The following is a 25,890-nucleotide window of genomic DNA, read 5'->3' as shown; positions in this document are numbered from 1 at the left end:
GTGCATCATTTAACCATATTGAAACAAAGCTGTTACAAAGGTTGAAAGGCACGTGAATACTCCTACTAAAAAACACCCAGTTAAAACCAGTCTATTTGCTTCTAAAGCGCCGCTTGAATGGGCGATAGTCAACAACGGAACCCTGTATACGGCTCAAATTCCTATTGATGACACAGGCGCGGTTGTGGAAGGCGGTATCGAAGCACAAACACGTCAAACCTTTAACAATCTCATTCACACCCTGGAGTGTGCAGGGGAGTCTTTGGACTCGGTGTTGCAGGTCCTGATTTATGTGACTGACAGAGAATACTTAAAGACCGTTAACCAAGTGTACGCGGAATATTTTGAAGCACCGTACCCAAATCGCGCCGCCATGGTGGTTGCAGGGTTAGCGCGAGAAGAGATGTTGGTGGAGTTTGTCGTCTACGCGTCGGCAAGCCAACCAGAATAAATCCAATAAGAACAATTAGAGATCAGTGAGTGGGTGGCTTGCCATCACAAATCGGAAGAACAAGGAAAGAACCATGACTTTTATTAACAATGTTCAAGCAGAAAAATCCCTCTATATAGCGGGTGAGTGGCAATCGGGCATGGACACCATCGCCAATATTAACCCTTCTGATATCAGCGAAAACATTGGCGATTTCGCACAAGCGAGTGTGTCGCAAGTAGAGCAAGCGATTCAAGCGGCTAAATCAGCGCAGCCAGAGTGGGAAAAAACACCAATCGAGCGCAAGCAAGCAGTGCTACAAGCGATTGGTGATGAGCTCATTGCACGATGTGACGAATTGGGCACCTTACTTTCGCGTGAAGAAGGTAAGCCATTTGCTGAAGGTCGAGGTGAGATATACCGTGCTGGCCAATTCTTCCAATACTTTGCTGCTGAGGTTCTGCGTCAAATTGGCGATAACGCTGCTTCCGTCCGTCCAGGTGTCTCCGTTGAAGTTACTCGTGAAGCCGTCGGCGTTATCGCCATTATCTCTCCTTGGAACTTTCCAACAGCAACAGCGGCTTGGAAAATCGCGCCAGCACTTGCGTTTGGCAACAGCGTCGTCTGGAAACCTGCCAACCTAACCCCAGCAAGTGCCGTTGCGCTGACAGAGATTATCCATCGCCAAGGTTTACCTGCCGGCACGTTTAACCTCGTTTTGGGTAGCGGTTCGCAAGTCGGTAATACCCTTATCAATTCGAAGGATGTGAACGGCGTGAGCTTCACTGGTTCTGTGGACACAGGCCGTAAAGTTGCAGCGGCAACGGCACCAAATTTTGTGCGTTGTCAGCTAGAGATGGGTAGCAAAAATGCGCTCGTAGTGGCAGATGATGCAGACATTCAAATTGCCGTTGAAGCGACAATCGCAGGCTCATTCTCGGGTGCAGGTCAAAAGTGCACCGCGTCTTCTCGTCTTGTGGTTATGGACGGAATTCACGACGCGTATGTTGAAGCGCTAATCCAACGCATGAGCGAACTTAAAGTGGGTCACGCACTGGAAGAGGGCGTGTTCATGGGCCCTGTGGTTGATGGTAACCAGCTGAATGCGAACTTTGAGTGGATCGAAAACGCACGCCAAGCAGGCGCGGAGCTGGCTTTCGGTGGTGAGCGTCTGAGCCTAGAGCATGACGGTTACTACATGTCACCAACTCTGTTTTTAAATACACAGAATGGCTGGGAAGTGAACCAAGAAGAAGTCTTTGCGCCAATGGCGAGCGTGATTCGCGTTTCTGATCTGGATGAGGCAATTGCAGTCGCGAACGATACGCGCTTTGGCCTGACAGGCGGCATTATCACGCAAAGCTTGCGTAATAGCGCGATCTTCAAACAGCAAGTCCAAACGGGCTGCGTCATGGTTAACTTGCCAACTGCGGGTACAGATTATCACGTTCCATTTGGTGGCCGTAAAGAATCTAGCTTTGGTCCTCGTGAGCAAGGTCAGTACGCCAAAGAGTTCTACACCGTAGTGAAAACCGCTTATCAGCGTCCTTACTAAGATCGACAGGGTAACTGATGGTGTCAGTTGCCCGCACGAAAAGGCTAAGAAATTGTTTAAGGAGTGGTTATGTACCAACAACGGATTGTGATTGACGGATTGCAGTACTGCAATTGGGATCGAGAGTATTTCCAAACGCTTAAGGCGAGTGGCATTACCGCCGTTCATGCCACCATCGTCTACCACGAAACTGCGCGCGAAACCTTAACGCGTTTTGCTGAATGGAACTTGCGCTTCGAGCAAAATGCGGACCTCATCATGCCTATTTATTCAATGGCAGATGTAGAAAAAGCCAAAGCAGAAGGTAAAGTCGGCATCTTCTTCGGCGCGCAAAATTGCTCACCTATCGATGATGAAATTGGCCTGATTGAAGTGATGCGCCGCCAAGGTCTGCTGATCATGCAACTGACCTACAACAACCAAAGCTTACTGGCGACAGGTTGTTACGAACAAAACGATTCCGGCGTAACTCGCTTTGGTAAACAAGCGATTGAAGAGATGAACCGAGTCGGGATGATCATTGATATGTCCCACAGCGCGGAGCGTTCGACGTTGGAAGCTATCGAGCTCTCTTCGCGTCCAATTTGTATCAGCCATGCTAACCCGACATTTGCGCATGACGCACTGCGCAACAAGTCCAACACCGTGATCAAAGCACTGACGGAGCGCGGTGGTTTGATTGGATTCAGTTTATATCCATTCCATTTGCCAAATGGCAGCCAGTGCACGCTGGATGATTTCTGCCAGATGGTTGCGAAAACCGCAGACATGTTTGGCGTTGACCATTTAGGTATCGGTAGCGATTTGTGCCTAAATCAGCCGCAACAAGTGTTGGAGTGGATGCGCAACGGGCGTTGGTCAAAAGCGATGGATTACGGCGAAGGTTCTGCAAGTAACTCGGGATGGCCAGATGCGCTGCCATGGTTCTGCGGCAGCGCAGGGATGGAGAACATCTACAACGGATTAATGGGTCACGGATTCAGTGAATCTGAGGCTGGAAAAATATTGGGTGAAAACTGGTTCAACTTCCTTAAAGAAGGATTAGAGCCTATTTCATAGCATTCCCCAAAGTAGGAACCGCCTGCCCACATAATAACAATACGGCAGGCGTAAAACTCACATTTGTAGCCAGTCTTTGGCTGCTGCAAAGAACCTCTGGAGCCAGAGTATGTCTGATTTAACCAATAGCATGAAAGCTTCCACGATGAGCGTGTCATCGGGCAAGTCGAAAGCAAAACACAACACATCAACAACAGAAAACACGACGAACAAATTAGGACTGAATAACCCGGCCTTTTGGTATAGCGGTGGTTTCATCGCGTTGTTCGTTGCTATTGCACTTTATGACGGCGAGCTGTTATCTACGATCGTTAACGCTGGCTTTGGCTGGGCAGTTCAGGTGTTTGGTCCATACTGGCAGTTACTGCTGCTTCTCACTTTTCTTATTGGTCTTGGCTTGGCTGCAGGGCGAACAGGCAAGGTGATGTTGGGCGGGATTGCAAAACCAGAAATGGATTCTTTCCGCTGGATGGCGATTATTTTCTGTACCTTATTGGCTGGTGGTGGCGTTTTCTGGGCCGCGGCTGAGCCTATCGCGCATTATGTTAGCCCACCTCCTTTGTACGGCGCGCAAGATAACCCGCAGCAAGGTGCGGTGAATGCGTTGTCGCAATCCTTTATGCACTGGGGCTTTCTAGCTTGGGCGATTGTAGGTAGCTTAACTTCGATCGTGGTGATGCACCTACATTACGACAAAGGTTTACCGCTAAAACCCCGTATTTTGCTTTACCCAGTCTTGGGCGAACGAGCACTTAAAGGCCAACTCGGTGCATTGATTGACGCGTGCTGCATTATCGCGGTAGCCGCAGGCACCATCGGGCCAATTGGGTTTCTAGGCTTGCAGGTTAGCTACGCGTTAAATGCGTTGTTTGATATCCCTGATGGCTTTACCACTCAGCTTATCATCATCTTGTTTGCGATTGCGCTTTACACCTTGTCAGCACTCAGTGGATTAAGCCGAGGCATGCAACTGCTTAGTCGTTACAACGTGATTCTGGCAATGGCATTGATGGTTTACATCCTGTTTTTTGGTCCGACGAATTTTATCTTTAACGGATACATTCAAGGTGTAGGAAGCATGTTGGATAACTTTATCCCAATGGCGACTTATCGCGGTGACGAAGGTTGGCTAAGTTGGTGGACAGTATTTTTCTGGGGCTGGTTCCTGGGTTATGGTCCGATGATGGCAATCTTTATTGCGCGTATTTCCCGTGGTCGAACTATTCGCCAAGTTATTTCCACCATCAGTATTGTGGCTCCGTTAACCACCTGTTTTTGGTTCACGATTGTGGGCGGCTCAGGCCTTGCGTTTGAAATTGCTGAACCGGGTAGCGTGAGTGCGGCGTTTGAGGGCTTTAACTTGCCAGGTGCTTTGCTTGCAGTGACTCAGCAACTACCAATGCCAATGCTGACTTCAATTCTATTTCTGATTTTAACCACGATCTTCATCGTCACGACGGGCGACTCAATGACCTACACAATCAGTGTCGTGATCAGTGGTGAAACGGAGCCGAATGCGATCATCCGTACCTTCTGGGGAGTAATGATGGGTGTGACGGCATTGATCCTAATTTCCCTTGGCTCTGGCGGCATCTCTGCTCTGCAATCTTTCATTGTTATTACCGCGGTTCCGGTTTCGTTGATTCTGTTACCGTCACTTTGGAATGCGCCACAAATTGCAATCAAAATGGCGAAAGAGCAAGGGCTATAACAATTATCCAATTCAAACAACGTGGAGCTTGTGCGGGTGTTTTCCTCCTGCATCCGCACAAACCCTAGTATTCTTACAATAACAAATAGGTGGTGAGCAAAATGGATGCACATCGTTCTACTTATACGGAAGCAACTATGCGCGATGCAGCGATTGTCATGGCAGCCGAAAGGCTTGGCGCAATGCACCAAAACCGAATCAGCTTTGTTCGCAGTCTGATTCGTAATATGGCAAGCCAAAACTGGCAAGTAACCAAGCATGAGTGGCAGCTTTGTCCTCGTGGTTATGGTCATGTGATTTACAAATTGACCACGCCAGAGCACGTTTATCATTTGGTGGTATTCTGTGATGAAATTGCCGACGACGAGCGTAATGATCGCGTAATTGCTGAAAAGTGGGACGTCACATTTGCACTGGTTCAAGGCTATGTTGATGTTACTTTGTTGGAAAGATTGCGAGAAAATGTACCGCTGCAAGAAGCGGGACGTAATCCAAACAACGTACTTGTTCTTGCTCGCGCAAACAAAAGTGTGCGCGTGTTTGAGCACATTGTTAGCGCGCTTTCTCAAGGCGAGCAGCCTGAGCCGAAAGAATTAGCGGAAGTGGGTTATATCCTGCGTACCACAGCTGTTTATGGTAACGGAAAGTTTGGTATCGCCGACTTCAAACTGTTAGAGAATAACTCAGATTTCAGCCAGTCTTTTAGTGCGCAAATGTGTGCCGTATATATGTTGCGTGAATTCAGCCTAGATTGGGTGCACTATCTGGCACTTCAACAAGGTGGCGACAACGCGGTGGCTTTGCATCGTGGCTTGCAGCGCTACCTTGGTGTCGGTAATGCTACTGGCTTAGGCATGGCTCCATACTTGATTAATCACCCGTGTATTGTTGACCAATGGATGACCTCTCGCGAACGTGCGGTAGCGCGAGTCTTTGCGATGCCGTGTGAAGCGTCGTTCCATGATCCTTTGCAAGGATTGCTGCAAAAAGCACAGCGTCATTTAGAGCAAGTCATCACCATTAATGAACATCAAGACAGGCTCAATCATCAAGCGATAGCAGACATCAAACAACTGCTATCGGAGCTAACAACGTTAATGGCATTACATCCGAACTGGGCGAGTTTGGTCGAGCATAAGAAAACAATGAGTGTGGAAGCCCAAGAAATCCTCACCTCTTGCTTGATCGAACTCTACCCATCTTTAGTGGATGAATTTGCTAGCCAAATGAATACGGATGAAACGTTATCTATTCCGGGCGGGAAAAAGATCCAAGATTTACTGGAAGTGTTGCAAAGCAAGTACCGCTGGGCGATTGATGCGGATTACTCACTAGCCGAGAACAACTACTGGTTCTGGTATCGCTCACAAGATAAAGAAGAGCCAAGGCTTGGTGTTCGCGGGGAAGAGGCTGGAGAAGAAAAAGAACTGCCGCTTGATATTGGCAGACAAGTGAATCGCTTGTACCAGGCCTTGCTTGACTGTGATGTAGAAATGTCCGTAGCAGAGTTTCTATTGCAAAAACCGGCTTATCGTTCGATCACACGTCGCGTATGGACGTTAGGCAACCGTGCGATGGGGGATATTCAAATGAATGTGCTGCGTAAAGATGCGTTACCAATGCACTTACTGCGCTGTAAATTGGCGATCTTTGGTGCGACTAAGTTTGATCCGCGCTCGGATCGTTGGGTTCGAGTAACTTTCTTCCAAGGTGCGCCGTTGTTAGATGAAATTCACGCCCCTAAACTGGCAGACACATGGATTTTCCCTAGCATGCCGCCGCGTGACGAAATTGCGCAAAGTGATAATCAAAAAATCAATGGAGGATTTGCATTATGATCGTCTCTCACAACGAATTGGTGGCCGCGGTTAATAAGGCATTTCTTGGCATGCGCCGTCACTGTGGTGAGGCGGATGTCATTGCGAACATGGTGGCGGACTTGCAAATGGTTGGCTTACATGGAGTTCGTCATTTTAATAACGCCAGTCTGTTTCTTGGGTTAGATTCAGACTGCGCCGTATCGGTGACCAACAGTACGCCGTCAAACATAGAGGTAGAACTGCACAACGGGAGTGTAGCGTGTCATTTACCCGCTGTGTTGGATTTCGCACTTGAGAAAATGATTAACCGTAAGTCGATTACTATCACGTTGACGCAGTGCCATAACCGTTGGCTAGGTTTCAGTGAGTTGTTGAAGCTCTCTGCGAAAGGCATTGCGTGCCGTGCACAATGGGTCAATGGCTCTAGTCCCAAGCGAACGCTTTATGTGTTAAACCGCGGACGAATCGCACCAGAAGTCTTTTTCTCGGATCAGTTTGATGGGCATGATACGGATTTGCATAGTATGGTTATCGAGCTCTCCGTGAACGATTTCGATATCGAGAAAAGTGCACAAGGATATACCACCCACATTGAAGGCGATGAGTTAAGCCGTACGCAACAAGCTTCTTGGCAAAATGGTATCTTTGTCGAAGACCAAGAATGGGAAACGCTGAAACAAACCGCAACCGCGTTGCTGGTGGAGAACAGTGAGCGTTCTATGCTCGGTGCTGGTGGTGTGGTTTAAGCGATGAAAGGCGATGATTCCAAGTAGAAGTGATGAAGGCTGCTCTTTAGCGGCCTTTTTTGTGCGCGAAGTTTGGTCACTTCTGAAGTTCAAAGACTATGATTACCGTTATCCGCAAGATGGATCAACACAGGTAAGAAAAATGGTTCTGCAAGAGAATAAAAGAAATGCCATTGCGTTTTACGAAACCGCCTATAGAGGTAATCCAAGAAAGGCAGTTGAAGACTACGTAGGTGATGAGTACATCCAGCACAATCCATTAGTTGGAAATGGCCCCGAGGCTTTTATCGAGTATTTTGAGCGGATGCAAAACGAGTATCCCGATAAAGATATTACGTTTGTGCGAGCTATTGCTGAAGGGAATTTGGTGGCACTACACACTCACCAAACATGGCCTAATGATATTGAATACGTGACAATGGATTTCTTTCGTTTTGATCATAATGGGAAGATTGTTGAACATTGGGACGCTCTGCAAGAGATCCCTAAAGAAACATTGAATGGTCACACCATGTATTAACGAGTCGTTGACGAGTCTCCCATGCCGTTTATTCAAACGGTATGGGAGGTTAAATGATTTGTGGCACTCGAAGTATTAATCATCAAAGCGCTTTTTCGATTCTCACCGCGACGTCTTCAGATACCCAGCCTTTCCACAAGTCAGGGTAGGTATTAAAGAAGTAAAACATCGCTTCTTCACCGTCCGCGTAGTTATCTTCCATCCAGGCCAGCATTTCACTCATTTGCTCGTTGGTAAATCCGCGTTTCTGCAAGTACGCGAATGCTTGGGGTTCTTTGCTCGCAAACGCCTCAGTTGTTACTGTGCGAACTGGAGAAGGTGGGTACATTGTTACTTTTGGTGAAGCGCAATCAGGCTGAGTGGTACAGTTGCGATACTCTTCTAAATCTGTTCCGCTACCAAAATCCACTTTGACCATATCATACTTGCCCAATATGGGGGTCGGTGACCAGTAGTAACCAAACCAAGGCATTTTGCGATCATAGGCTTTGGCGATGGTGCCAGCTAATGCTGCGCCAGATCCTGGGTCAACCATCTCAAAGCCGTGCTCACTTAACCCTAATGCATTAAACAAGTGACCGGAGGTGATTTGGCATGTCCAACCAGCAGGGCAGCTATAAAACGCGAACTTGTCATCATCCTCTGGGTGTTCAAATAGTTTGGCGTGCTTGATGACGCCTTCTATCGTCGCGAGTTCTGGATACTGTTTTACCAGATAGGCGGGAACCCAAAACCCTTCTTCACCACCATTGACAAGCGATTCACTAGCGATGCGCAAGCGTTTATCCGCAATCCCTTTATCAAGTGCTTCTTTAATACCGTTTGTCCATAACTCTGGCGCAACGTCAGGCTGTCCCTTTTCAATCATAGAGGTGCCTGTAGGAACGCTATCACCAGGGATCAATTCCGCATCGCACTGGTAGCCTTCATTTAAGACAAATTGGTCGATGTGCGCCATTAAGCTGGCCGAATTCCAATTCATGTCTGCGATGGTTATTTTTCCGCATTCGTCCGCATTTGCATGAGTAGATAATGCTGATAGCAGCAGAACAGAGAGCATTGAAGGTGTCGTCTTCATGTGACTGAATTTCCTTGTCGTTGTCATTTACTTCAGTATATACATCGGTTTATAAAGATTCAGTGAACAAGTTTTTTTCAGTGACGTTAAGCATAAAAACGGTGATTTATGAAGCGTTTGGTGAGGCGTGTTGAAAGGGAGTTAATACAGCAAGAACACTCCTTCGTAGCCGCCAATCTCAATATGAGAAACATAGTCGCCGATGTTACCGTCTTGATCTACAGGTCGCATAGGCTCTGGAAGTGCGATAGTTATCTTCGGTGAGGAGAAGTAATCGATATTTTTGCCAAAGAAATCAGTCCGATACAGCACTCGGCCTTTGGTGAATTCGCGGGCTAACACCATCTCTGTAGGGCCATGCATCACTACCGTATCGTCTGAGTGATACGCAAAGTACGTATGGGTTGGTAACAAATCGATAGCGCCATTAGGCAAGTCAGGGTGAGCCACTTTGCTCATAGAAGCATCTCCAATCACCGTGTAATCGGCGGAATAGGGCGTGCTGGTGGACATCATTAGCGGAGTCGCCTGATATCCCTCTGGTATTTGATTGGCAGGCTCTCCCAAATCAACGGCAAGCAAGGAGCTAGGTTGATAAGCAATATTCTTTGGTACGCCTGCCTTCCAGAAGTTGTCACTTGTTGTGTTATTACTTCCATATAAGTAGCCATTGTTCCACTGATTAAAGTAAATGCGCTCAGGGTGATAGTTTAAGTAGAACACCGCTAGTGCAGAGTATTGGTCCTGTTTCCAATTGTTTTCTGTGTTACCAAAGTATTGAACGCGACCATAACGCGTGGTCGCTTGATAAATCACTTTCTGGCCAGCTTTGGCGAGTGCAGAGTTATCCCAAAATTTAGCCAAGCCAGCATAGCCACTAAAGCCGGTAGCAGGGAAAAGGTAGTGCTCGCGCAAGTACAAGGAGCCAGCGTTAACCAAGTGGTTTTGCCCATTACGACCGAATAAGTTTGCCGTACCTATGTTGAGGCCAATTAACGCATCTTCATCCAGCGTTGCCAGTTTATTCAAGAACGCCGAGAATTGCGCTTTGTAAGCATCGTCAGCAGCTTGGCTACCCGCCACCAAACCAAGTTCATCCACTGTGCCTCCGGAATATATGTAGAACTGATTTGCACCGAGTAACTTATTCGTATCGTCGTTGTACGCACCATTTAAACCTTGTTTCGCCCATTCAGCTTGGTAATAGTGGCGCATTGTATTGGTAAAAACGGGATTACCGAGATTGGTCAATGCCCAAGAAGAGGTTTGATTCCACATACGACCAAATGGAATAACCCGTGACTCCCAACGAAATCGGGCCGTTGCATTCTTATTCGAACGGTTTTTGTATTCATTCCAAGAAAGATAATTGTCTTGGTTTCGATCTGCAGATTTGTCGAAGCCACGAATTTTACGCCAGCGTTGAATGGTTTGACCTTCCGGTGTCTCCGTTGGTGCTCCTGAGATATTGACGGCAGGGAAGCTATTTTTGAGTTGAATGTTTTCGAGACGTGGGCGGTTTTCTATGTTGTCGTCATGCCAAGTAATTTTCGCAACGTAAAGGCGGCCGCCGTCGCGTAAAAAGGTGGAGCCAAAGTACTGACCGCCACCATAAGTTTTTCCGCTACCATCATACGTTGTAGCGCGAACCCAATCCAAAGGAACAGACCAGCTTACTGTTTGGTTTTTAGTCATGTTCTCAGTTTTGTCTTTTTTAATCGCGAAGCTTTTCCATTCAGTTACCTGACCAAACGAGTCGATATCAGGAGGGTATTCAATCGTAAAGCTGCCACCCTGAGCAAACTGAGAAAACGTAAAGGTTAAGCGGTCGAACTTCTCTGAGTGATAAACATAGAGGGCACCACCATTATTCGCCTGGCCAAATACATCAGCATCCCATGGCGGTGGTTGATATAGCCAAAAACCGGCGTGGTCAGCGCTGGCGGTATAGCCAACGATCATCGGTTTTCGATTGAGTAGAGTATTCTCACCATGGCTTGAGTCGACTTCAGCTAGGATAGTGTCTTCAGAAAAGTGGAGAAAGAAATCTTCGTAGTCAATTCCATTCAGTTCTGCTTGGTTACGTATATCGTTTTCCAGCCAACCTGAGTTAAGTTCCAGCTTTTGGTTGTACATGTAACCAAGTGCTTGTACACGCTCATTATGACTTTTACTTTCGTAAGCGCCGAATAAGATATCAGCATAATCCAGTTCCCATTCACGTGTAGCCGCAGCAGAGATAGGCTTATCTTGAAGATTAATACCCTGTTCATGCAATCCAGGTAACACGATTGCTGTTCTACTCCAAACGCTGGGTATAGAAAGTAAGCTCAGAGAAGCAAGTGCAATGAGAGAAAAACAATGTGACTTCAACATGGGGTTATCTCACTCATACTTAGATGACTCGAATTAAGGGCCAGAATACAAAGAGAAATTATAGTCTATTCACAAAGTCCTAATCAGGAACCCGCCGATAGAAGGCTTTACCGGAAATCGAGGGGGGGAAGCCCGGCAAAAATGAGAAGGTCTGCGTCGGGTGTAGTACGTTCAAAGACTCAAAATTCCGTCTACACAAGCACAAAAGTAACCAGAATTTTAACCTTGTTTCGATTGCCATCATATTGTTGGATTTTCATCAACAATTTCAGTTAAAACCAACTGATTAAACCAGTCATATTCTCTGTTGTATTGATTGCTTATCATACAAAAATTTAACAAAATTAATTTTTATACATTTTTATTGCATAAAAAATCCTTTTGAGTAATATAAATGCCAAGTGACAATTAATGCGGTATGTCAGCATGACTATTCAGGTAAGCGGAATCAATAAATCCTACGGTGAGACACAAGTGCTTCACGATGTCAGCTTTAAGTGTGAAAGCGGCGAAACACTGGTGTTACTTGGTCCAAGTGGTGCAGGGAAGAGCTCTCTACTACGAGTTCTTAACCTTCTTGAAGGGGCGGATAACGGCAAGCTAAACATCGCAAATGATGCTTTTGATTTCTCTACTGAAATCAAAGAGAAACAAGGTTTAGCACTTCGTCGTAAAGTAGGCATGGTGTTCCAACAGTACAACTTATGGCCGCACATGACAGTGATGGAGAACCTGATTGAGGCTCCGGTAAAAGTATCTGGCATGGATAAAGAAGAAGCGAAGAACCAAGCAATGCAAATTCTCGCAACGCTGCATTTGGCAGACAAAGCGGATGCATGGCCGATGCAACTTTCTGGTGGTCAGCAACAACGTGTGGCGATTGCTCGTGCATTGATGATGAAACCGGAAGTCTTGCTTTTTGATGAACCGACCGCTGCGCTTGATCCGGAAATTACTAACCAAGTCGTTAAGATTATTAAAGATTTAAGCAAAACCGGAATTACACAAGTAGTTGTGACGCACGAAGTGGATTTCGCCAAGAAAATCGCTAGCCACGTACTGTATTTAGAAAAAGGACACATCGTCGAGCACGGCACAAATGATTCGTTTTCTAACCCGCAAACCGCCCAGTTTGCTGACTACTTAAATCACTAAATTACGTTTTTAAAATTCAGTCTATTTAACAGATAAGCTCGGCTGTCATTGCGAGTGTCAGCCCACTAAGTACACACGGAGTATTGCAATGAAAAAGATTCTACTAGCTTCACTAATCGGACTTGTCTCAGCGAACGCAGCAGCACAAGAAGAGATCAAATTTGCGATGGAAGCGACGTACGCCCCATTCGAATACATGGATGAAAACAACCAAATCCAAGGTTTTGATGTGGATCTGGCGAATGCACTATGTAAAGAAATCGAAGCAAAATGCACCTTCCACAACCAATCTTTCGATAGCTTGATCCCAGCATTAAAATTCAAGCGCTACGATGCGGCAATCTCTGCAATGGACATTACTGAGGCGCGTTTGGAGCAAGTGAATTTCACGAATGCATACTATGACAACTCAGCAGCGTTTGTTTCTATCAAAGAAAAAGTGGCTGATCAAAAAGCACTAGAAGGTAAGCGTGTTGGTGTTCAAAACGGTTCAACACACCAAAGCTACCTGATTGAGCAAATGCCGGGCGTAACCGCGGTTCCTTACTCAAGCTACCAAGACGCGTTCATCGATATGAAAAATGGCCGTATTGATTCTGTATTCGGTGACACAGCAGTCGTAGCAGAATGGTTCAAGAAAGAAGACAACCTAGCTTACGTGGGTGAGCACGTCACTAACCCTAAATACTTCGGTAACGGTTTCGGTATCGCAGTAAATAAAGGTAACGACGAGCTAGTGAACAAGCTGAACACAGCACTGAAAACAGTGAAAGCAAACGGCGAATACGACGTAATCTACAACAAATACTTCGGTAAGTAATATGGCACTAACGGGTTACTCTTTATCGCTTGTTCAAGCTAGTTGGATGACTGTCCAGCTAGCCTTCACAAGCCTCTTAGTCGGTTTGATTCTGGCAGTGGTATTCGCCAGTGGTGAAATGTCTCGCCGCGTTTTCGTTAAATGGCCAATGACGGCGTTTGTGACGATTGTACGTGGCTTGCCAGAAATCCTTGTCGTGTTGTTCATCTATTTTGGTTCGACGCAGGTTCTGTTTTTAATCACCGGCGACTTTATTGAAGTTAGCCCGTTCTTGTCTGGCGTGGTGGCGTTGTCATTGATCTTCGCTTCCTACGCTTCTCAAACTCTACGTGGCGCATTAAAAGCCGTTGGAAGAGGGCAGAGAGAAGCAGCAAGTGCACTCGGCATCAGTCAAGCACACGCTTTTGTTCGCATTGTTTTGCCACAAGCAGTAAGACACGCACTGCCAGGTTTAACTAACCAATGGTTGGTTTTGCTGAAAGATACCGCGCTTGTATCACTGATTGGCGTAACGGATTTATTGAAGCAAGCGCAGCTAACATCTGCAGCGACGCATGAAGCGTTTACATGGTACGCAACTGCTGCGGCGATTTACTTAGGCATTACTTTGATTACGCAACGTGCCGTGAAACTGATTGATAAGAAGTTCTCAATTCAAGGCATGAGCATGGGACAGGAGGCGACCGCATGAACGAACAACACGTTTGGCAAATGTTGGATGGCTTAGGCACTAGCCTCCAATTGACCGCCGCTTCTTTGGTTGTGGGCTGTCTCTTAGCTTTGATGATGACGCTGACTCTGATCCTACGTACTCCGGGTTTGCATTGGGTAAGTCGTGGCATCATCACCTTGTTCACAGGTACGCCTTTGTTGGTACAGATCTTCTTGGTGTACTACGGTCCGGGTCAGTTTGATGCTGTAAGAGAAAGTGTATTTTGGACATGGTTAAGCCAACCTTGGTTCTGTGCGATGTTGGCGCTAGCGTTGAATACCGCTGCATACAGCACTCAGTTGTTCAAAGGAGCGTTTAACGCGATTCCTTCCGGTCAATGGCAAGCGTGTCGTGCTCTGGGTATGAGCAAAACCGCAACGCTGAAAGTGCTGCTACCATACGCTATTCGTCGTGCTGTTCCTGCTTACTCGAACGAAGTGATTTTGGTCTTCAAAGGCACGTCACTAGCAAGCACGATTACGATCATGGATCTGATGGGTTACGCGCAGCGTATTAACGCACAAACCTACGATACGTTGACGGTATTTGGTATTGCGGGCGCGTTCTACTTAGCAGTAAATGGTGTGCTAACTCTCATTTTCCGTCAGGTAGAGAAGAAAGCATTGGCGTTCGAAGCCGCATAAACCTTCAATCAACACTCATCATCTCGTTCCACAGTGCCTTTGCAAATGACTCTCTTGCAGGGGCATTTTTTATATTCGTTATGGCAAATCCCTCAAGTTCCACCAAACTTAATTCAATGCAATTGTATTGGTGGCACCATGGAAAGAAGACACTTTTTAGCGCTGTGGACATTGTTGTTCGCACCCTCTTTAAAAGCGACGACACCAATGCGGCCGACGCCAGCACAAACAGAAGGGCCATTTTATCCAGTAGTGGATATTCCTCTTCGTCAAAACTTGATTCTGCAATCAGAAGGCTTGGTCGGTGAACCTATCGTGTTGCAAGGCAGAGTAGTAGATACATCGGGAAACCCAGTTTCAGGCATCAAAGTAGAAATCTGGCAATGCGATGGGCAGGGGATTTACGATCATCCTAAGCAACCAAATAACGATAAGTTTGATGCGCACTTTGCTGGCTTTGGTGCAGTTTTAACTCAATCGGATGGTCACTACTTGTTTCAGACCTTGTACCCTGTACCTTATGCTTCTCGCCCACCGCACATTCACGTTAAGTTGTTGCGAGATAATCAAGAACTTCTGACCACTCAGTTGTACTTGAAAGGCAATACTGGCGATGAATGGTGGGGAGGCAAAGCCCGTGATTATCTGCAGTTTGAAACTATACGAATCGACGGGCGGTTAACGGGCCAATTTAACTTTGTGATTGGCTAGCTAATCCGGTTAAGCCATTAACTCAACCAATTGCGCCAAGCATTCTTTATCCAGTATCGGATGAGGCTCGACGCCCGTGACCTGTACAATATCTACGGAAGGCAGCGATGGCATATTGCCTAAGATCTTAAGATCCTCGCTAACGCTAATACTGCCCATCGCACCGATAGCCATGCCCGAACGTACAATCGCTCGTTGTGCGGAGGCCGTATTGCAACACGCCAGTAGTTGATAAGGAGTACCACGTTTGGTTAATCCGTCTACTGCTGCCGCATGGTATTTGCAGTCGGTTTGGAATAGGGCGAGAGGGAGAGGTTGGGCGTTCTCAATGTCAAAATCAGGATGAGCAATCCACACGCCTTTGTCGCTTGCTAGCCAGTAACCTTCCTCACTGTCCGGTGCTCTTGTCACAATAGCTGCGTCTAGCTTTCCTTCATCAAGTTTTTCTCTCAAGGTGATGCTTGGCTCACTGAAGACTTGAATTGAACATGTGGGCTCAGATTGCTGTAATACGCGGATGACTTTAGGCAGGATATTGTCGTTGTAATCCTCAGGGCAACCTAAGCGAAGAGGGCGCTTGTTTTCATAGCGCTTCACTTGTTTCAGTGCTTGATTGTGCAAGTTAACCAATAGTTCGGCGTGAGAGCGCAGTGCCAGTCCCGCTTCACTCAATACTAGGTTGCGACCTTCTTTTTCAAACAAACTGACGCTGAGTTCGTCTTCTAGCTTACGCATTTGAGCACTGAACGCGGATTGGGTGCGATTGATCTGCTTGGCTGCACGAGTGAAACTTCCCGTTTCGACAAAAGCCAGAAAGCTGCGTAACGCATCGATATCCATATCTAAAACTCATCCATCGTTTTTGTTGAAGTGTTCCATCAAAACTATCCGTTAGTCCCCTTAAATACAATCAGATATTGTGAATGGGTACTCAAAACACGAACCGCATGGAGGCGTCATGAAACTGTTTATTGCTAATCAAAACTACTCAAGCTGGTCACTTCGCGCATGGCTGATCTTTTCTCAATTCAAACTGGATGTGAAAGTCACCAAGCTCAAATTATTCACAGAAGATTTTTATAAGACCTTGGAAGATATTACACCAACCGCGAAAGTCCCTACCTTAGTGGATGGTGACGCAACAGTGTGGGATTCATTAGCGATTTTGGAATACGTTAACGAGCAATACTTACAAGGCAAAGCATGGCCAAGTAAGTCTGCAGAACGGGCTAAAGCACGCGCCATCGCATCAGAAATGCATTCGGGTTTCTTTAACTTAAGAAGCGAACTCCCAATGAACATCCGCGCACGCAGAAAAGTCGATCTAACGGAGGGGGCACGTAAAGATATTGCTCGCATTGACGCTATTTGGGCAGAGCAAGCCAAACTGTATCCCAACGGTTGGCTATTTGGAGAATGGTCGATAGCGGATGCTATGTATGCACCTGTGGCATTGCGTTTCCAAACTTACGGTATCGAGTTATCCGAAGGTGCCAAAGCTTACCAACAGAAGGTGCTAGCAAGTGAATCTTTACAGCAATGGTTGGAAGAGGCGAGCCAAGAAACGGATATCGTAGAAGAGGACGAGGCAGGGGAAGAAGTATAAGCGCATCTTGCGATCGCCTGTAGCAAGGGAAAGCATGACAAAGCACGCTTTCCTCTTCTAGGATAGTTGTAGTTTCCGGCGCGTTTAAGCTAGGTGTTCAACAATCGCTCTGCCTACGCCGTGTGCGCTCGTTGGGTTTTGACCTGTGATGACACGATCATCCACAATTACAAGCTCTTGCCATGGTTGCACTTTAGAGTAGCGCGCTGCGCCACGTGCAAGAGATTCTTCCAATAGGAATGGGATATCGTTGATGGTGCCGAAGTCGATCTCTTCTTCGCGAGTGAAACCTGTTACTGATTTAGACGCAAGCAGCTTTTCGCCATTGCTAAGCGTGATAGGAAGAAGAGCGCCCGGACCATGACAAACTGCTGCCACAATACCGCCATCTTCATAGTGTTTTGCGGAAATCTTGGCAAAATCTTCGTTGCTCGCTAGGTCTGAAAGAAGACCAAAACCACCCGGATAGAAGATCGCATCGTAGTTGTCACCGTTGATTTGTGACACTGGAATCGTGTTGTTGATGCGGTTCTGGAAATCATCATCCGCCAAAATTTTCTCGTTCACTGCGTCGCCTTCGATGTCGGTTCCGTACAGTGGTGCTTGCCCGCCTTTGATAGAGGCAATGTCGTAATCGAAGCCTGCACCCAGCAGTTCGCTAAGGGCATGAGTGAGCTCTGGCGCGTAAGTTCCGTTTGCTTGGTCAGTTTCACCTAGGGTCGCATGGTTCGTCACAATGATGAGTACTTTCTTCATGATGGTTTCCTTTTTGGCTTACGTGTATTTGTTGAACACCTTCATACTAATTGCTAATCAAATAAGTGATAATACGATTAATTGGCAAAACATTATTGCTATATAGCAAAGGTAAGTATGGACAGTTTTGAAGGCATCAATGAGTTTGTTACGGTTGCTGAGAGCTTAGGGTTTTCTGCAGCGGCAAAACAGTTAGGTTGCAGTACCAGTCACGTCAGTCGCCAAGTCACAAGACTAGAAGAGCGATTAGGTGTCGCTTTGTTAGCACGTTCGACAAGAATGGTGAGTCTAACGGAAGCGGGGCAAGCGTATTATCAACAGTGTAAAGAGTTGGTGATTGGGCTTCAGCAAGCCAATGAGCAACTCACCACGCAGCAAACTCAATTGAGTGGTACGTTACGTGTGAGTGCCGCTGGTGCGTTTTCTGAAAACCATGTAGCGCCTGCCTTGATGGCGTTTGCCAAGCAACATCCTAATCTCACGGTAGAAATCAACTTCAACACCAGCATGGTCAACTTTATTGAAGATGGTTTCGATTTTGCCATTCGTTACGGTAGGTTGAGTGATTCAGGCTTGGTTGCGAGAAAGCTGGTGGATCGTCCCATGGCAGCGGCAGCCAGTCAGCGTTATCTCGATGAACATGGTTTGCCAACGCACCCCGAGCAACTCAAGCGTCATAGCTGCATTATTGCCAACAAAGACGTTTGGTTGTTTGAAAAAGATGGCAAGCCTTTAGATGGCGTAAAAGTGCAGGGCAGATGGAAGAGCAATAACGCACACACGGTCTTGCAAGCCTGTGCAGAAGGATTAGGTGTGGCGTACTTACCGAAGAGCAGTTTCAACGATGCTATTTCGTCTGGTCGTTTGGTGCCAATCCTAGAGCCCTATTGGGGAAGTGGCAACAGCAGCTGGATTGTTTATCAGAATCGTCACTTTCTACCACTACGAGCGCGATTGGCTATCGACTTCTTGCTTGATCATTTTGCCGATTGGCAGGAGTAATGAGGCTCTGCCAATCGGTTTGTTTATCCATTTGTTAGATCGTCAACATACTAACGTATCTACATGTTTTGATAGCTCGGTCCACCGCCACCTTCTGGTGCTTTCCACGTGATGTTTTGCGAAGGATCTTTGATGTCACAGGTTTTGCAATGCACGCAGTTGGCGGCATTTATCTGAAACTTCAACTTATTGTCCACTTCCACCACTTCGTAAACCCCAGCGGGGCAATAGCGCTGACTCGGTTCGTCATACATACCTAAATTCACATCAATTGGAATGTGAGGGTAAGTCAGAACAAGGTGACAAGGTTGATTCTCTTCGTGCTGTGTTCCCGACAAAAATACCGACGAAGGCTTATCAAAACTGATTTCACCATCTGGTTTTGGGTATGCAATTGGGTGGCACTCTTGTTTAGGTTTTAACTGCTCATGATCGTGCGAATAGTCCTTGATAGACCAAGGTAACGGCTTCTTAACCAGTGGTTGCCACAGGTTGTGTTCAAAAGTCGAAAGAGCACCGCCAAGTATGCTGCCCAACTTATGAATGTTCGCGCCAAAGTTACGCGTTTCGGCGAGTTCGTCATACAACCATGATGATTCAAACAAAGACTGGTAGTCTGGCTCAGAAGCTCCAGTTTGTCGGGCCGTATGTACCGCTTCTGCTGCAATGATTCCGGATTTCATTGCTGTGTGGCTGCCTTTAATTTTTGCGACGTTCAAAGTCCCCGCATCACAACCAATCAATAAACCGCCAGGGAATTGCTGTCTCGGCAGAGAGGAAAGCCCACCTTTCGCAATGGCTCTTGCGCCGTAAGCGATGCGCTGAGCACCTTTCAAATGTGGTTCAATAGCAGGATGGTGCTTAAAGCGTTGAAATTCGTCAAACGGACTCAAGTAAGGATTGCTGTAATTCAAGTCGACAATAAGCCCGACGGCGATTTGGTTGTTCTCCATGTGATAGAGAAAACCGCCGCCTGTGGTATTTGTTTCACTCAAGGGCCAGCCAGCGGAGTGGATAACACTGCCAGATACATCCTTACTGTCAGTGGGTAACTCCCATATCTCTTTTAGGCCAAGCGCGTAGTGCTGTGGTTGCTTTCCTGCGTCTAGGTCGAACCTTTGAATAAGTTCTTTACCCAGATGTCCGCGACAACCTTCAGCAAAAAGGGTGTATTTTGCCCTTAGCTCGATACCTGGTTCAAAGTTAGGTTTGGCCTGGCCGTTCTTATCTAGTCCCATATCGCTCGTGTTAATGCCTGTCACGGCGCCAGTCTGATCATAATTGATGCTTGCAGCGGCAAAGCCCGGAAAAACTTCCACCCCAAGATTTTCTGCTTGGTTAGCGAGCCAACGGCAAAGGTTGGCAAGGCTAATTACGTAATTATTCTCGCCATTTATCATTGGACGCGGTGTAAGGAAGTGGGGAACGCGAATATGGTTTTGTTCAGTAGTAAGATAAAGGAAATCATCTCGTTGAACTGAGGCTGCTAGCGGGGCGTCCATTTCTTTCCAATTGGGGAAAAGCTCATCTAAGGCACTAGTTTCAAAAACAGCGCCAGATAAAATATGTGCGCCCACTTCTGAGCCTTTTTCTACAACGCAAATTGAAAGTGCGTCACCTTCACTGTCTTGGCTGAGTTGAGCTAGCCGACAAGCGGCGCTTAAGCCTGCAGGTCCGGCCCCCACGATCACGACATCAAACTCCATGCATTCTCGTTCCATCTTTATGCTTCCTTTCTATTATCGTCATCTGCGTGACAGGTTTTGGTTTCTATACAGAAAACTATAGCTCAGTTGACGTTAACGTGAAGTGGACTAAGCTCAAGTAATGGATCTGACGTGTTATATGAGGCATGACCATGGAAGACCGACCATTAGCAACACTTGTGCTCGCAGAGCATGACAACCAATCGTTGGCTGTAGGGACGCTGTGTGCAATTAAAGCGGCATTTGAGATTAAGGATGATGATAAATCGCTTCCTGTTTCTGTGTTGCTTATTGGTTATCAGTGCCAATCAGTTTTGGATGAGTTGAATTGCGTTCAGGGTGTTGCAGAAATTATCTGGGTTGATGCGAAGGGATATGAACATGGCTTAGCGGAAAATATCGCACCTTTGATCTCACAAGTAGCCAAAAACTACTCACACATTCTTTCTCCTGCCAGTACATTTGGTAAGAATGTGATGCCTCGTGTGGCGGCGTTGCTTAATGTTGGTCAACTTTCTGACGTGATGACAATCGAGTCTATCGATACGGTGATTCGTCCAATTTATGCTGGAAATGCATTGGCGAGAGTCACGTCGAATGATCTCTATAAAGTGATGACCATAAGAAGTACGGCTTTTGATGCCGCAGAGCTATCTGACACGCCAGTTGTCCCTAAGCTTACTCAAGTCGACACGGTGATTATCAATAAACTTAGTGAGTTTGTTTCGCAACAAACGCCAGAAAGTGAGCGACCAGAATTGCCAGCGGCTAGAGTAGTAGTGTCGGGTGGTCGTGCATTCGGGAGTAAAGAGAAGTTTGTTTTAGTAGAACAATTGGCTGACAAGCTAGGTGGAGCGGTAGGGGCGTCACGAGCGGCGGTCGATGCGGGCTATGTGTCTAATGACCATCAAGTCGGGCAAACCGGCAAAATTGTTGCACCGGAGTTATACATTGCCGTCGGAATTTCTGGCGCGATCCAGCATTTGGCGGGAATGAAAGATTCCAAGGTGATTGTTGCAATTAATAGCGACCCTGATGCGCCTATTTTTGCCATTGCAGATTATGGATTGGTCGACGATTTGTTTGTGGTAATGCCTGAGCTGTTAGAGAAGCTGTAGATATAGTCTTGCTTCCTAAAACAAAAGGCTTCCGGACTGGAAGCCTTTATCATTTGATTTTTATAAGTTACTTTTCGCTCGGACGTTGCAGGTGCTCTGCAAGTACTTTTGTAAACCTTGCAGCTTCACCACCAGTACAAGCGCGATGATCAAACGTTACGGATAGCGGCATTGCTTTCACCGAAATTGCTTGACCATTTCTTATCACAACTCGGTCGAGTATTCGGCCCGCGCCGACAATAGCGACTTGTGGCGGTGTAACGACAGGTGTCGCGTAAATACCGGCAATCGCGCCGAAGTTGGAAAGCGTAATCGTCGCGTGTTGCAATTGCTCACGACCGATTTTTCTCTCTCTGATCCCTTCAACGGTTTGATCGAGCCAACGACGAACATCTTGTGGCTCGTATTCATCTGCGTGGCGCAAGACTGGCACGTACAATCCATGACGGCTATCTACTGCAATTCCTACATTGACCGTTGTGTGTACACAGCGTGTCATGGTTTCGGCATCAAACCAAGCGTTTAAAGCGGGCTCTTCTTGACACGCATGAACAATCGCTTGAACAAGGCGGATACTGATATCTTCGTTTGGCAGCCAATCTTCCAACAACGCTTCTTCCGTAATGGTTACGGCAGCAACATGTTCGTGCGATTCGGTCATAGACGATACCATGGTACGTCGAGCGCCTTTCAAAACTTCGGTGCCTGGACGCTGTTTTCCGGCTTCGTCGTAAATATCGGCATCAACGATAAGTCCGTTCGGGCCACTACCTGACACGAGGTTAAGATCTACCCCAAGTTTTTGTGCCAACAAGCGAGCCGAAGGCAGGGCGGTAACGAGGTTACTTTCTGTCGTGTTGTGGTTGCCACCTATCCAGAAATCATCAACGTTTACATGATGCGCTTGGTGAGAAACGCTGCCGACGACGGTTGCGGCGTCAGCAGTGGCTTTTTTCTCTGCCGTTACTTCTCTCCCGGCACCTGTTTCATCAATCTCTAGCAGTAATGCACCAATATTGACGATTTCACCTTCCTCACCATGACGGCTGACCACACGGCCCGAATAGGGGGCAGGGACGTCTACCGTCGCTTTTGCTGTCTCTACGGTTAAGATCACTTGATCTAATTTAACCATGTCACCGACATTAACGTGCCATTTTACAATTTCTGATTCAGCGAGGCCTTCGCCGAGATCGGGTAAGTTAAACGTCTTCATTTCCAATCCTCCACGAGTTCGCGCGCTGCGGTCACAATGTCTTCTTTCTGAACCATGAAATAATCTTCGTTACGGTAATAAGGCATAATGGTGTCCATTCCAGTTACTCGTTTAGGTGGGGCTTTAAGTAAGCACATGGCGTGTTCAGCGGTTCGAGCTAATAGCTCAGATCCCACACCACAAGTTTTACTCGCTTCATGAACAACGAGTAAACGTCCAGTTTTTTCTAGTGAGCTGAAAATCGTCGCGGTATCAATTGGCTTAATACTCGCCAAATCAATCACCTCGACTTCAATTCCCTGACTAGACAAGGTTTGCGCGGCCTGAAGTGACTCTACGACGCATGCGCCCCAAGTAACGAGCGTGATATCTCGCCCCTTACGCAAGGTGAAGCAGGTGTCGAGTGGGAGTGCTTCGCCGTTATCAACGACTTCAGATTTAACGGTGCGATATATGCGCTTCGGTTCGAAGAACATGACGGGATCATTGCTTCTAATTGCAGCGAGAAGTAAGCCGTATGCGCGTTGTGGAGAAGAAGGAATCACCACTTTAAATCCAGCAGTGTGAGCAAATAGCGCTTCCACGCTTTCTGAGTGGTGTTCCGGAGCGTGGATACCGCCGCCAAATGGCGCACGAAAAACCGCGGGACAAGTGAGCCGACCGCGAGTTCTGTTACGCATTCGAGCCGCGTGGCACATTAAGTGCTCCATCGCAGGAAAAACGAAACCTTGAAACTGAAATTCGGCGACAGGTCGTAATCCTTGCGTTGCCATACCGACCGCAACCCCGCCGATTAAGGCTTCAGCGAGTGGCGTATCGATGACTCGTTTAAGACCAAACTCTTGCTTGAGTCCAACAGTGGCACGAAATACACCACCATTATCGCCCACGTCTTCACCTAGTACGACAACATTGGGGTCTTGTTGCATTTCGTGGTGCAGGGCAAGGTTTACTGCTTCAACCAACGTTAGCTCAGCCATGTCTGCCTCCCTGCATTCTCATTGCCTTGTTGATGAGTTCATCTCTTTGTGCATGAAGCTCTTGAGGTAGCGATTCATACAAATAATCGAAACCGGTTTCTGGTGCTTGTGGCGGTAAGCTCAGATAGCGTTCAACAGCTAACTCTACTTGCTCTTTACAGTAATCTAGCCATTGCTGTTCTTGTTCGTCGCTCCAAGCGTCTTGATTAAGGAGGTACGTTTTAAGACGTGCGATAGGTTCGTATTGCCATGCAGTTTGAACATCATCTTCTTTACGATAACGAGTCGCATCATCGGCCGTAGTGTGGTCACTCAGTCGGTAACTCACCGCTTCGATGAGTGTTGCGCCTTTCCCTTTTCTTGCTCTCTCAAGGGCGGTTTTAGTTGCATCATAAACGGCGACGACATCGTTACCATCGACAGTAATACCCGGTATACCTGCACCTTGCGCTTTTTCTGATAAGAAATCGGCGGCACATTGGAGACTACGCGGCACTGAAATTGCCCATTGGTTATTGTTTACGACGAAAACAAGTGGAATATTCCAAGTACCTGCGCAGTTTATTGACTCAAGAAAGTCCCCTTTGGATGTACCACCATCGCCGCACATGACTAGCGCAGCTTCATGGTTACCTTGAATTTTTAGCGCGGAAGCCACCCCGACAGCATGCGTACATTGCGTCGCTATGGGTACACAGTAGGGAAGGTCTCGGCTAGGAACCGGACTGCCTTCAGGAGCAAAATCACTCCCGCGCTCATCGCCACCCCAGTATTGAAGGTTCTTTTCCATGCCAATGCCACGACACCACATCGCAGGCATATCGCGGTAGTAAGGGACAAACACATCATCGGCTTTAAGTGCTCTGCCGACCGCAATGCCTATGGCTTCCGCGCCTAAGTGTGAGGGATAGGTCCCTAGCTTACCGGTGCGTTGCAAGGCAACTGCTTTGTTGTCGTAAGTGCGAGTTAATACCATATCTCGGTAAAACCCGACCAATGTTTCAGTGTCAGCCCAGTTGGGTAGTTGGCCGACTAGGTCCCCACGATGGTCGATAAACCGATGCATGGGTAATGCCTGAACGTTCATCTCAAGCTCCTTTTGACGCTGCGGGTCTTTTGGACTGCAGCTGTTCATACAAAACCAGAGTTTGTATGGGTACTCAAACTCTGATATCAGCGCAAAGGCCATACCTAAGGTTGCGTGTGCTTTCGATAGCGGTAGGCATCTGTTCGTCCCTTAAACTATTTGTCGATAACATCGCTGCGACTATTTCACCGCAAGATACAGAGAAAGGCTTTTCTGTATCTAACCCTCTAACTAAATCGTGGTATAGCCAGATACAATAAGTGTAAACAAATTGTTAAATTATGCTTCATTTTGACTTTCGCTCAGTAGTAAAGTTTTGCTTACACCCTGATTTTGCAGAGTAATATGCTGCCATTTTGTTGGTGGTATTTTTAAACTCGAATTTAATTACTGGTTAATGAAACATATTTGCAACAAAATTTGGCTGTAAAATTTGACAAAGTGAGTCATTATTAATGAATCAACTCAAACAGTTGCTATATGATGAATTGCAAATTTTTGTTGTGCTCGAAGCCTCGACCTTATGAGAATGCATAACTTCTTCCCAACTGAGTGGAATCAAGGTAGGGTGACGGCATTACAAATGTATACCCTCGGCAGTCCTTGAGCTTATCCAAAGTAGGTGGTGCTCAAGTGGAAGTGATTATGGAGAAGTTATGTACCACGCTCATGTTTATTTTCCCCTAAGAGAACAAGATAAAGCGCAAGCCTTGAACGAGATCATCCGTCAAGAGCGTCAAGATGTGCTGCGTGTGTTTCCATTAGTTGGAAGGTTAGTTGGCCCACACAAGATGCCGATGTTTGAAATTCACCTAGAATCATTGAGTGAAGAGTTCTTGGCGTGGCTTGATACGATTCGAGGCGATTTTTCTGTGCTTATTCACCCAGTAAGCGAAGAAGAGTTGCTCGATCACACAGAACGCGCGATTTGGTTGGGCAGAGAGATTGGTGTATTTGAAGAAAAGTTAGAGAAATAGTTGCTCTTCTCGCCCATGCATGACCGCTTTGAATCCTTCTCTTCTCATTGCGGTCGCAGCTTCTGCTTAACGCCTCATCTTCATTGATGGGTGAGGAATCCCTCT

At 46.9% G+C, this 25,890-nt stretch carries 25 protein-coding genes; 17 read left to right on the top strand and 8 right to left on the bottom strand.

Annotated elements, in window-relative coordinates:
• Positions 1-52: 52 nt before the first annotated feature.
• The 7 genes from R7Z78_RS00575 (at position 53) to R7Z78_RS00545 (ending at position 7,841) form a co-directional block, all read left to right on the top strand.
• The gene (locus R7Z78_RS00575) at positions 53-451 is read left to right on the top strand and encodes a RidA family protein (RefSeq protein WP_005375789.1); all 399 of its coding nucleotides are present in this window, start codon (positions 53-55) and stop codon (positions 449-451) included.
• Positions 452-524: 73 nt separating this feature from the next.
• Positions 525-1,985, top strand: a complete 1,461-nt coding sequence (locus R7Z78_RS00570) for an aldehyde dehydrogenase family protein (protein WP_005375790.1) — start codon at positions 525-527, stop codon at positions 1,983-1,985.
• Positions 1,986-2,054: 69 nt separating this feature from the next.
• Entirely contained in the window at positions 2,055-3,044 is a 990-nt protein-coding gene (locus R7Z78_RS00565; protein WP_053303711.1) for a membrane dipeptidase, read from the top strand.
• Positions 3,045-3,153: 109 nt separating this feature from the next.
• Positions 3,154-4,755, top strand: a complete 1,602-nt coding sequence (locus R7Z78_RS00560; RefSeq protein ID WP_104976558.1) for a BCCT family transporter — start codon at positions 3,154-3,156, stop codon at positions 4,753-4,755.
• Between the two features lie 101 nt (positions 4,756-4,856).
• The gene (locus tag R7Z78_RS00555; protein ID WP_169644561.1) at positions 4,857-6,593 is read left to right on the top strand and encodes a hypothetical protein; all 1,737 of its coding nucleotides are present in this window, start codon (positions 4,857-4,859) and stop codon (positions 6,591-6,593) included.
• Complete coding sequence (locus tag R7Z78_RS00550; RefSeq protein WP_053307776.1) at positions 6,590-7,321, top strand: DUF3726 domain-containing protein; 732 nt, start codon at positions 6,590-6,592, stop codon at positions 7,319-7,321. The genes R7Z78_RS00555 and R7Z78_RS00550 overlap by 4 nt, the downstream gene beginning before the upstream one ends.
• A 142-nt stretch (positions 7,322-7,463) precedes the next feature.
• A complete protein-coding gene (locus tag R7Z78_RS00545) occupies positions 7,464-7,841 on the top strand; it encodes a nuclear transport factor 2 family protein (protein ID WP_104976614.1) in 378 nt (125 codons plus the stop codon).
• Between the two features lie 82 nt (positions 7,842-7,923).
• Here R7Z78_RS00545 and R7Z78_RS00540 read toward each other — a convergent pair whose 3' ends face one another.
• Complete coding sequence (locus tag R7Z78_RS00540; protein WP_104976560.1) at positions 7,924-8,919, bottom strand: ABC transporter substrate-binding protein; 996 nt, start codon at positions 8,917-8,919, stop codon at positions 7,924-7,926.
• A 141-nt stretch (positions 8,920-9,060) separates the two neighbouring features.
• Positions 9,061-11,295: a hypothetical protein gene (locus tag R7Z78_RS00535; protein ID WP_104976561.1), complete on the bottom strand. Its 2,235-nt coding sequence runs from the start codon at positions 11,293-11,295 to the stop codon at positions 9,061-9,063.
• 426 nt (positions 11,296-11,721) lie between these two features.
• Here R7Z78_RS00535 and artP point away from each other — a divergent pair, with 426 nt between their 5' ends.
• The 5 genes from artP to R7Z78_RS00510 all read left to right on the top strand — a co-directional run bounded on the left by artP (position 11,722) and on the right by R7Z78_RS00510 (position 15,337).
• On the top strand, positions 11,722-12,450 hold the full coding sequence (gene artP / locus R7Z78_RS00530) for an arginine ABC transporter ATP-binding protein ArtP (protein ID WP_104976562.1): 729 nt from the start codon (positions 11,722-11,724) through the stop codon (positions 12,448-12,450).
• 88 nt (positions 12,451-12,538) lie between these two features.
• Positions 12,539-13,270 (top strand): arginine ABC transporter substrate-binding protein, encoded by a 732-nt coding sequence (locus R7Z78_RS00525; RefSeq protein ID WP_085568965.1) that lies wholly within the window; start codon positions 12,539-12,541, stop codon positions 13,268-13,270.
• A gap of 1 nt (position 13,271) precedes the next feature.
• Positions 13,272-13,961: an arginine ABC transporter permease ArtQ gene (gene artQ, locus R7Z78_RS00520; protein WP_005388570.1), complete on the top strand. Its 690-nt coding sequence runs from the start codon at positions 13,272-13,274 to the stop codon at positions 13,959-13,961.
• The gene (gene artM / locus R7Z78_RS00515; RefSeq protein WP_104976563.1) at positions 13,958-14,626 is read left to right on the top strand and encodes an arginine ABC transporter permease ArtM; all 669 of its coding nucleotides are present in this window, start codon (positions 13,958-13,960) and stop codon (positions 14,624-14,626) included. The genes artQ and artM overlap by 4 nt, the downstream gene beginning before the upstream one ends.
• 138 nt (positions 14,627-14,764) lie before the next feature.
• Complete coding sequence (locus R7Z78_RS00510; protein WP_104976564.1) at positions 14,765-15,337, top strand: protocatechuate 3,4-dioxygenase; 573 nt, start codon at positions 14,765-14,767, stop codon at positions 15,335-15,337.
• A 9-nt stretch (positions 15,338-15,346) separates the two neighbouring features.
• On the opposite strand, the gene R7Z78_RS00505 is transcribed toward R7Z78_RS00510, so the two are convergent.
• A complete protein-coding gene (locus R7Z78_RS00505; RefSeq protein ID WP_169644557.1) occupies positions 15,347-16,177 on the bottom strand; it encodes a LysR family transcriptional regulator in 831 nt (276 codons plus the stop codon).
• A gap of 118 nt (positions 16,178-16,295) precedes the next feature.
• On the opposite strand from R7Z78_RS00505, the gene R7Z78_RS00500 reads away from it, so the two are divergent.
• A complete protein-coding gene (locus R7Z78_RS00500) occupies positions 16,296-16,943 on the top strand; it encodes a glutathione S-transferase family protein (protein WP_017634240.1) in 648 nt (215 codons plus the stop codon).
• 84 nt (positions 16,944-17,027) lie between these two features.
• On the opposite strand, the gene R7Z78_RS00495 is transcribed toward R7Z78_RS00500, so the two are convergent.
• A complete protein-coding gene (locus R7Z78_RS00495; protein ID WP_017821211.1) occupies positions 17,028-17,699 on the bottom strand; it encodes a type 1 glutamine amidotransferase domain-containing protein in 672 nt (223 codons plus the stop codon).
• A 117-nt stretch (positions 17,700-17,816) separates the two neighbouring features.
• Between R7Z78_RS00495 and R7Z78_RS00490 the strand changes: the two genes are divergently transcribed.
• The gene (locus R7Z78_RS00490; protein WP_005388553.1) at positions 17,817-18,701 is read left to right on the top strand and encodes a LysR family transcriptional regulator; all 885 of its coding nucleotides are present in this window, start codon (positions 17,817-17,819) and stop codon (positions 18,699-18,701) included.
• Positions 18,702-18,760: 59 nt separating this feature from the next.
• Here the strand turns inward: R7Z78_RS00490 and R7Z78_RS00485 are convergent, their stop codons facing one another.
• Positions 18,761-20,422 carry an electron transfer flavoprotein-ubiquinone oxidoreductase gene (locus R7Z78_RS00485; protein WP_104976566.1) on the bottom strand — a complete coding sequence of 554 codons (1,662 nt, stop codon included), beginning with the start codon at positions 20,420-20,422 and terminating at the stop codon, positions 18,761-18,763.
• 137 nt (positions 20,423-20,559) lie between these two features.
• On the opposite strand from R7Z78_RS00485, the gene R7Z78_RS00480 reads away from it, so the two are divergent.
• Entirely contained in the window at positions 20,560-21,525 is a 966-nt protein-coding gene (locus R7Z78_RS00480) for an electron transfer flavoprotein subunit alpha/FixB family protein (protein ID WP_104976567.1), read from the top strand.
• Positions 21,526-21,592: 67 nt separating this feature from the next.
• Here the strand turns inward: R7Z78_RS00480 and R7Z78_RS00475 are convergent, their stop codons facing one another.
• From R7Z78_RS00475 to pdhA, 3 genes are read right to left on the bottom strand one after another with little or no spacing between them, the layout of a single operon-like run.
• Positions 21,593-22,741 (bottom strand): dihydrolipoamide acetyltransferase family protein, encoded by a 1,149-nt coding sequence (locus tag R7Z78_RS00475; RefSeq protein WP_005375831.1) that lies wholly within the window; start codon positions 22,739-22,741, stop codon positions 21,593-21,595.
• Positions 22,738-23,721 (bottom strand): alpha-ketoacid dehydrogenase subunit beta, encoded by a 984-nt coding sequence (locus R7Z78_RS00470; RefSeq protein ID WP_042521051.1) that lies wholly within the window; start codon positions 23,719-23,721, stop codon positions 22,738-22,740. Before R7Z78_RS00470 ends, R7Z78_RS00475 begins: the two co-directional genes overlap by 4 nt.
• Positions 23,714-24,808: a pyruvate dehydrogenase (acetyl-transferring) E1 component subunit alpha gene (pdhA, locus tag R7Z78_RS00465; protein WP_017821215.1), complete on the bottom strand. Its 1,095-nt coding sequence runs from the start codon at positions 24,806-24,808 to the stop codon at positions 23,714-23,716. Before pdhA ends, R7Z78_RS00470 begins: the two co-directional genes overlap by 8 nt.
• A gap of 65 nt (positions 24,809-24,873) precedes the next feature.
• Between pdhA and R7Z78_RS00460 the strand changes: the two genes are divergently transcribed.
• Together R7Z78_RS00460 and R7Z78_RS00455 are read left to right on the top strand one after the other, a co-directional pair.
• Complete coding sequence (locus R7Z78_RS00460) at positions 24,874-25,068, top strand: hypothetical protein (protein WP_127891143.1); 195 nt, start codon at positions 24,874-24,876, stop codon at positions 25,066-25,068.
• Between the two features lie 396 nt (positions 25,069-25,464).
• On the top strand, positions 25,465-25,785 hold the full coding sequence (locus R7Z78_RS00455) for a DOPA 4,5-dioxygenase family protein (protein WP_005375836.1): 321 nt from the start codon (positions 25,465-25,467) through the stop codon (positions 25,783-25,785).
• Positions 25,786-25,890 lie beyond the last annotated feature (105 nt).

Origin of the sequence: Vibrio sp. 1167 (genome assembly GCF_033340375.1) — a bacterium.
Classification (GTDB): Bacteria; Pseudomonadota; Gammaproteobacteria; order Enterobacterales; family Vibrionaceae; genus Vibrio; species Vibrio alginolyticus.
Note: the sequence above shows the minus strand (reverse complement) of the source record. Positions and strands in the feature narration are given on the sequence as shown.

Excerpts from the sequence above, each read along its gene's own strand:
- R7Z78_RS00570 (WP_005375790.1), top strand. The coding sequence starts at position 525 with ATGACTTTTATTAACAATGTTCAAGCAGAAAAATCCCTCTATATAGCG.
- R7Z78_RS00565 (WP_053303711.1), top strand. The coding sequence starts at position 2,055 with ATGTACCAACAACGGATTGTGATTGACGGATTGCAGTACTGCAATTGG.
- R7Z78_RS00560 (WP_104976558.1), top strand. The coding sequence starts at position 3,154 with ATGTCTGATTTAACCAATAGCATGAAAGCTTCCACGATGAGCGTGTCA.
- R7Z78_RS00555 (WP_169644561.1), top strand. The coding sequence starts at position 4,857 with ATGGATGCACATCGTTCTACTTATACGGAAGCAACTATGCGCGATGCA.
- R7Z78_RS00550 (WP_053307776.1), top strand. The coding sequence starts at position 6,590 with ATGATCGTCTCTCACAACGAATTGGTGGCCGCGGTTAATAAGGCATTT.
- R7Z78_RS00545 (WP_104976614.1), top strand. The coding sequence starts at position 7,464 with ATGGTTCTGCAAGAGAATAAAAGAAATGCCATTGCGTTTTACGAAACC.
- R7Z78_RS00540 (WP_104976560.1), bottom strand. The coding sequence starts at position 8,919 with ATGAAGACGACACCTTCAATGCTCTCTGTTCTGCTGCTATCAGCATTA.
- R7Z78_RS00535 (WP_104976561.1), bottom strand. The coding sequence starts at position 11,295 with ATGTTGAAGTCACATTGTTTTTCTCTCATTGCACTTGCTTCTCTGAGC.
- artP (WP_104976562.1), top strand. The coding sequence starts at position 11,722 with ATGACTATTCAGGTAAGCGGAATCAATAAATCCTACGGTGAGACACAA.
- R7Z78_RS00525 (WP_085568965.1), top strand. The coding sequence starts at position 12,539 with ATGAAAAAGATTCTACTAGCTTCACTAATCGGACTTGTCTCAGCGAAC.
- artQ (WP_005388570.1), top strand. The coding sequence starts at position 13,272 with ATGGCACTAACGGGTTACTCTTTATCGCTTGTTCAAGCTAGTTGGATG.
- artM (WP_104976563.1), top strand. The coding sequence starts at position 13,958 with ATGAACGAACAACACGTTTGGCAAATGTTGGATGGCTTAGGCACTAGC.
- R7Z78_RS00510 (WP_104976564.1), top strand. The coding sequence starts at position 14,765 with ATGGAAAGAAGACACTTTTTAGCGCTGTGGACATTGTTGTTCGCACCC.
- R7Z78_RS00505 (WP_169644557.1), bottom strand. The coding sequence starts at position 16,177 with ATGGATATCGATGCGTTACGCAGCTTTCTGGCTTTTGTCGAAACGGGA.
- R7Z78_RS00500 (WP_017634240.1), top strand. The coding sequence starts at position 16,296 with ATGAAACTGTTTATTGCTAATCAAAACTACTCAAGCTGGTCACTTCGC.
- R7Z78_RS00495 (WP_017821211.1), bottom strand. The coding sequence starts at position 17,699 with ATGAAGAAAGTACTCATCATTGTGACGAACCATGCGACCCTAGGTGAA.
- R7Z78_RS00490 (WP_005388553.1), top strand. The coding sequence starts at position 17,817 with ATGGACAGTTTTGAAGGCATCAATGAGTTTGTTACGGTTGCTGAGAGC.
- R7Z78_RS00485 (WP_104976566.1), bottom strand. The coding sequence starts at position 20,422 with ATGGAACGAGAATGCATGGAGTTTGATGTCGTGATCGTGGGGGCCGGA.
- R7Z78_RS00480 (WP_104976567.1), top strand. The coding sequence starts at position 20,560 with ATGGAAGACCGACCATTAGCAACACTTGTGCTCGCAGAGCATGACAAC.
- R7Z78_RS00475 (WP_005375831.1), bottom strand. The coding sequence starts at position 22,741 with ATGAAGACGTTTAACTTACCCGATCTCGGCGAAGGCCTCGCTGAATCA.
- R7Z78_RS00470 (WP_042521051.1), bottom strand. The coding sequence starts at position 23,721 with ATGGCTGAGCTAACGTTGGTTGAAGCAGTAAACCTTGCCCTGCACCAC.
- pdhA (WP_017821215.1), bottom strand. The coding sequence starts at position 24,808 with ATGAACGTTCAGGCATTACCCATGCATCGGTTTATCGACCATCGTGGG.
- R7Z78_RS00460 (WP_127891143.1), top strand. The coding sequence starts at position 24,874 with ATGGGTACTCAAACTCTGATATCAGCGCAAAGGCCATACCTAAGGTTG.
- R7Z78_RS00455 (WP_005375836.1), top strand. The coding sequence starts at position 25,465 with ATGTACCACGCTCATGTTTATTTTCCCCTAAGAGAACAAGATAAAGCG.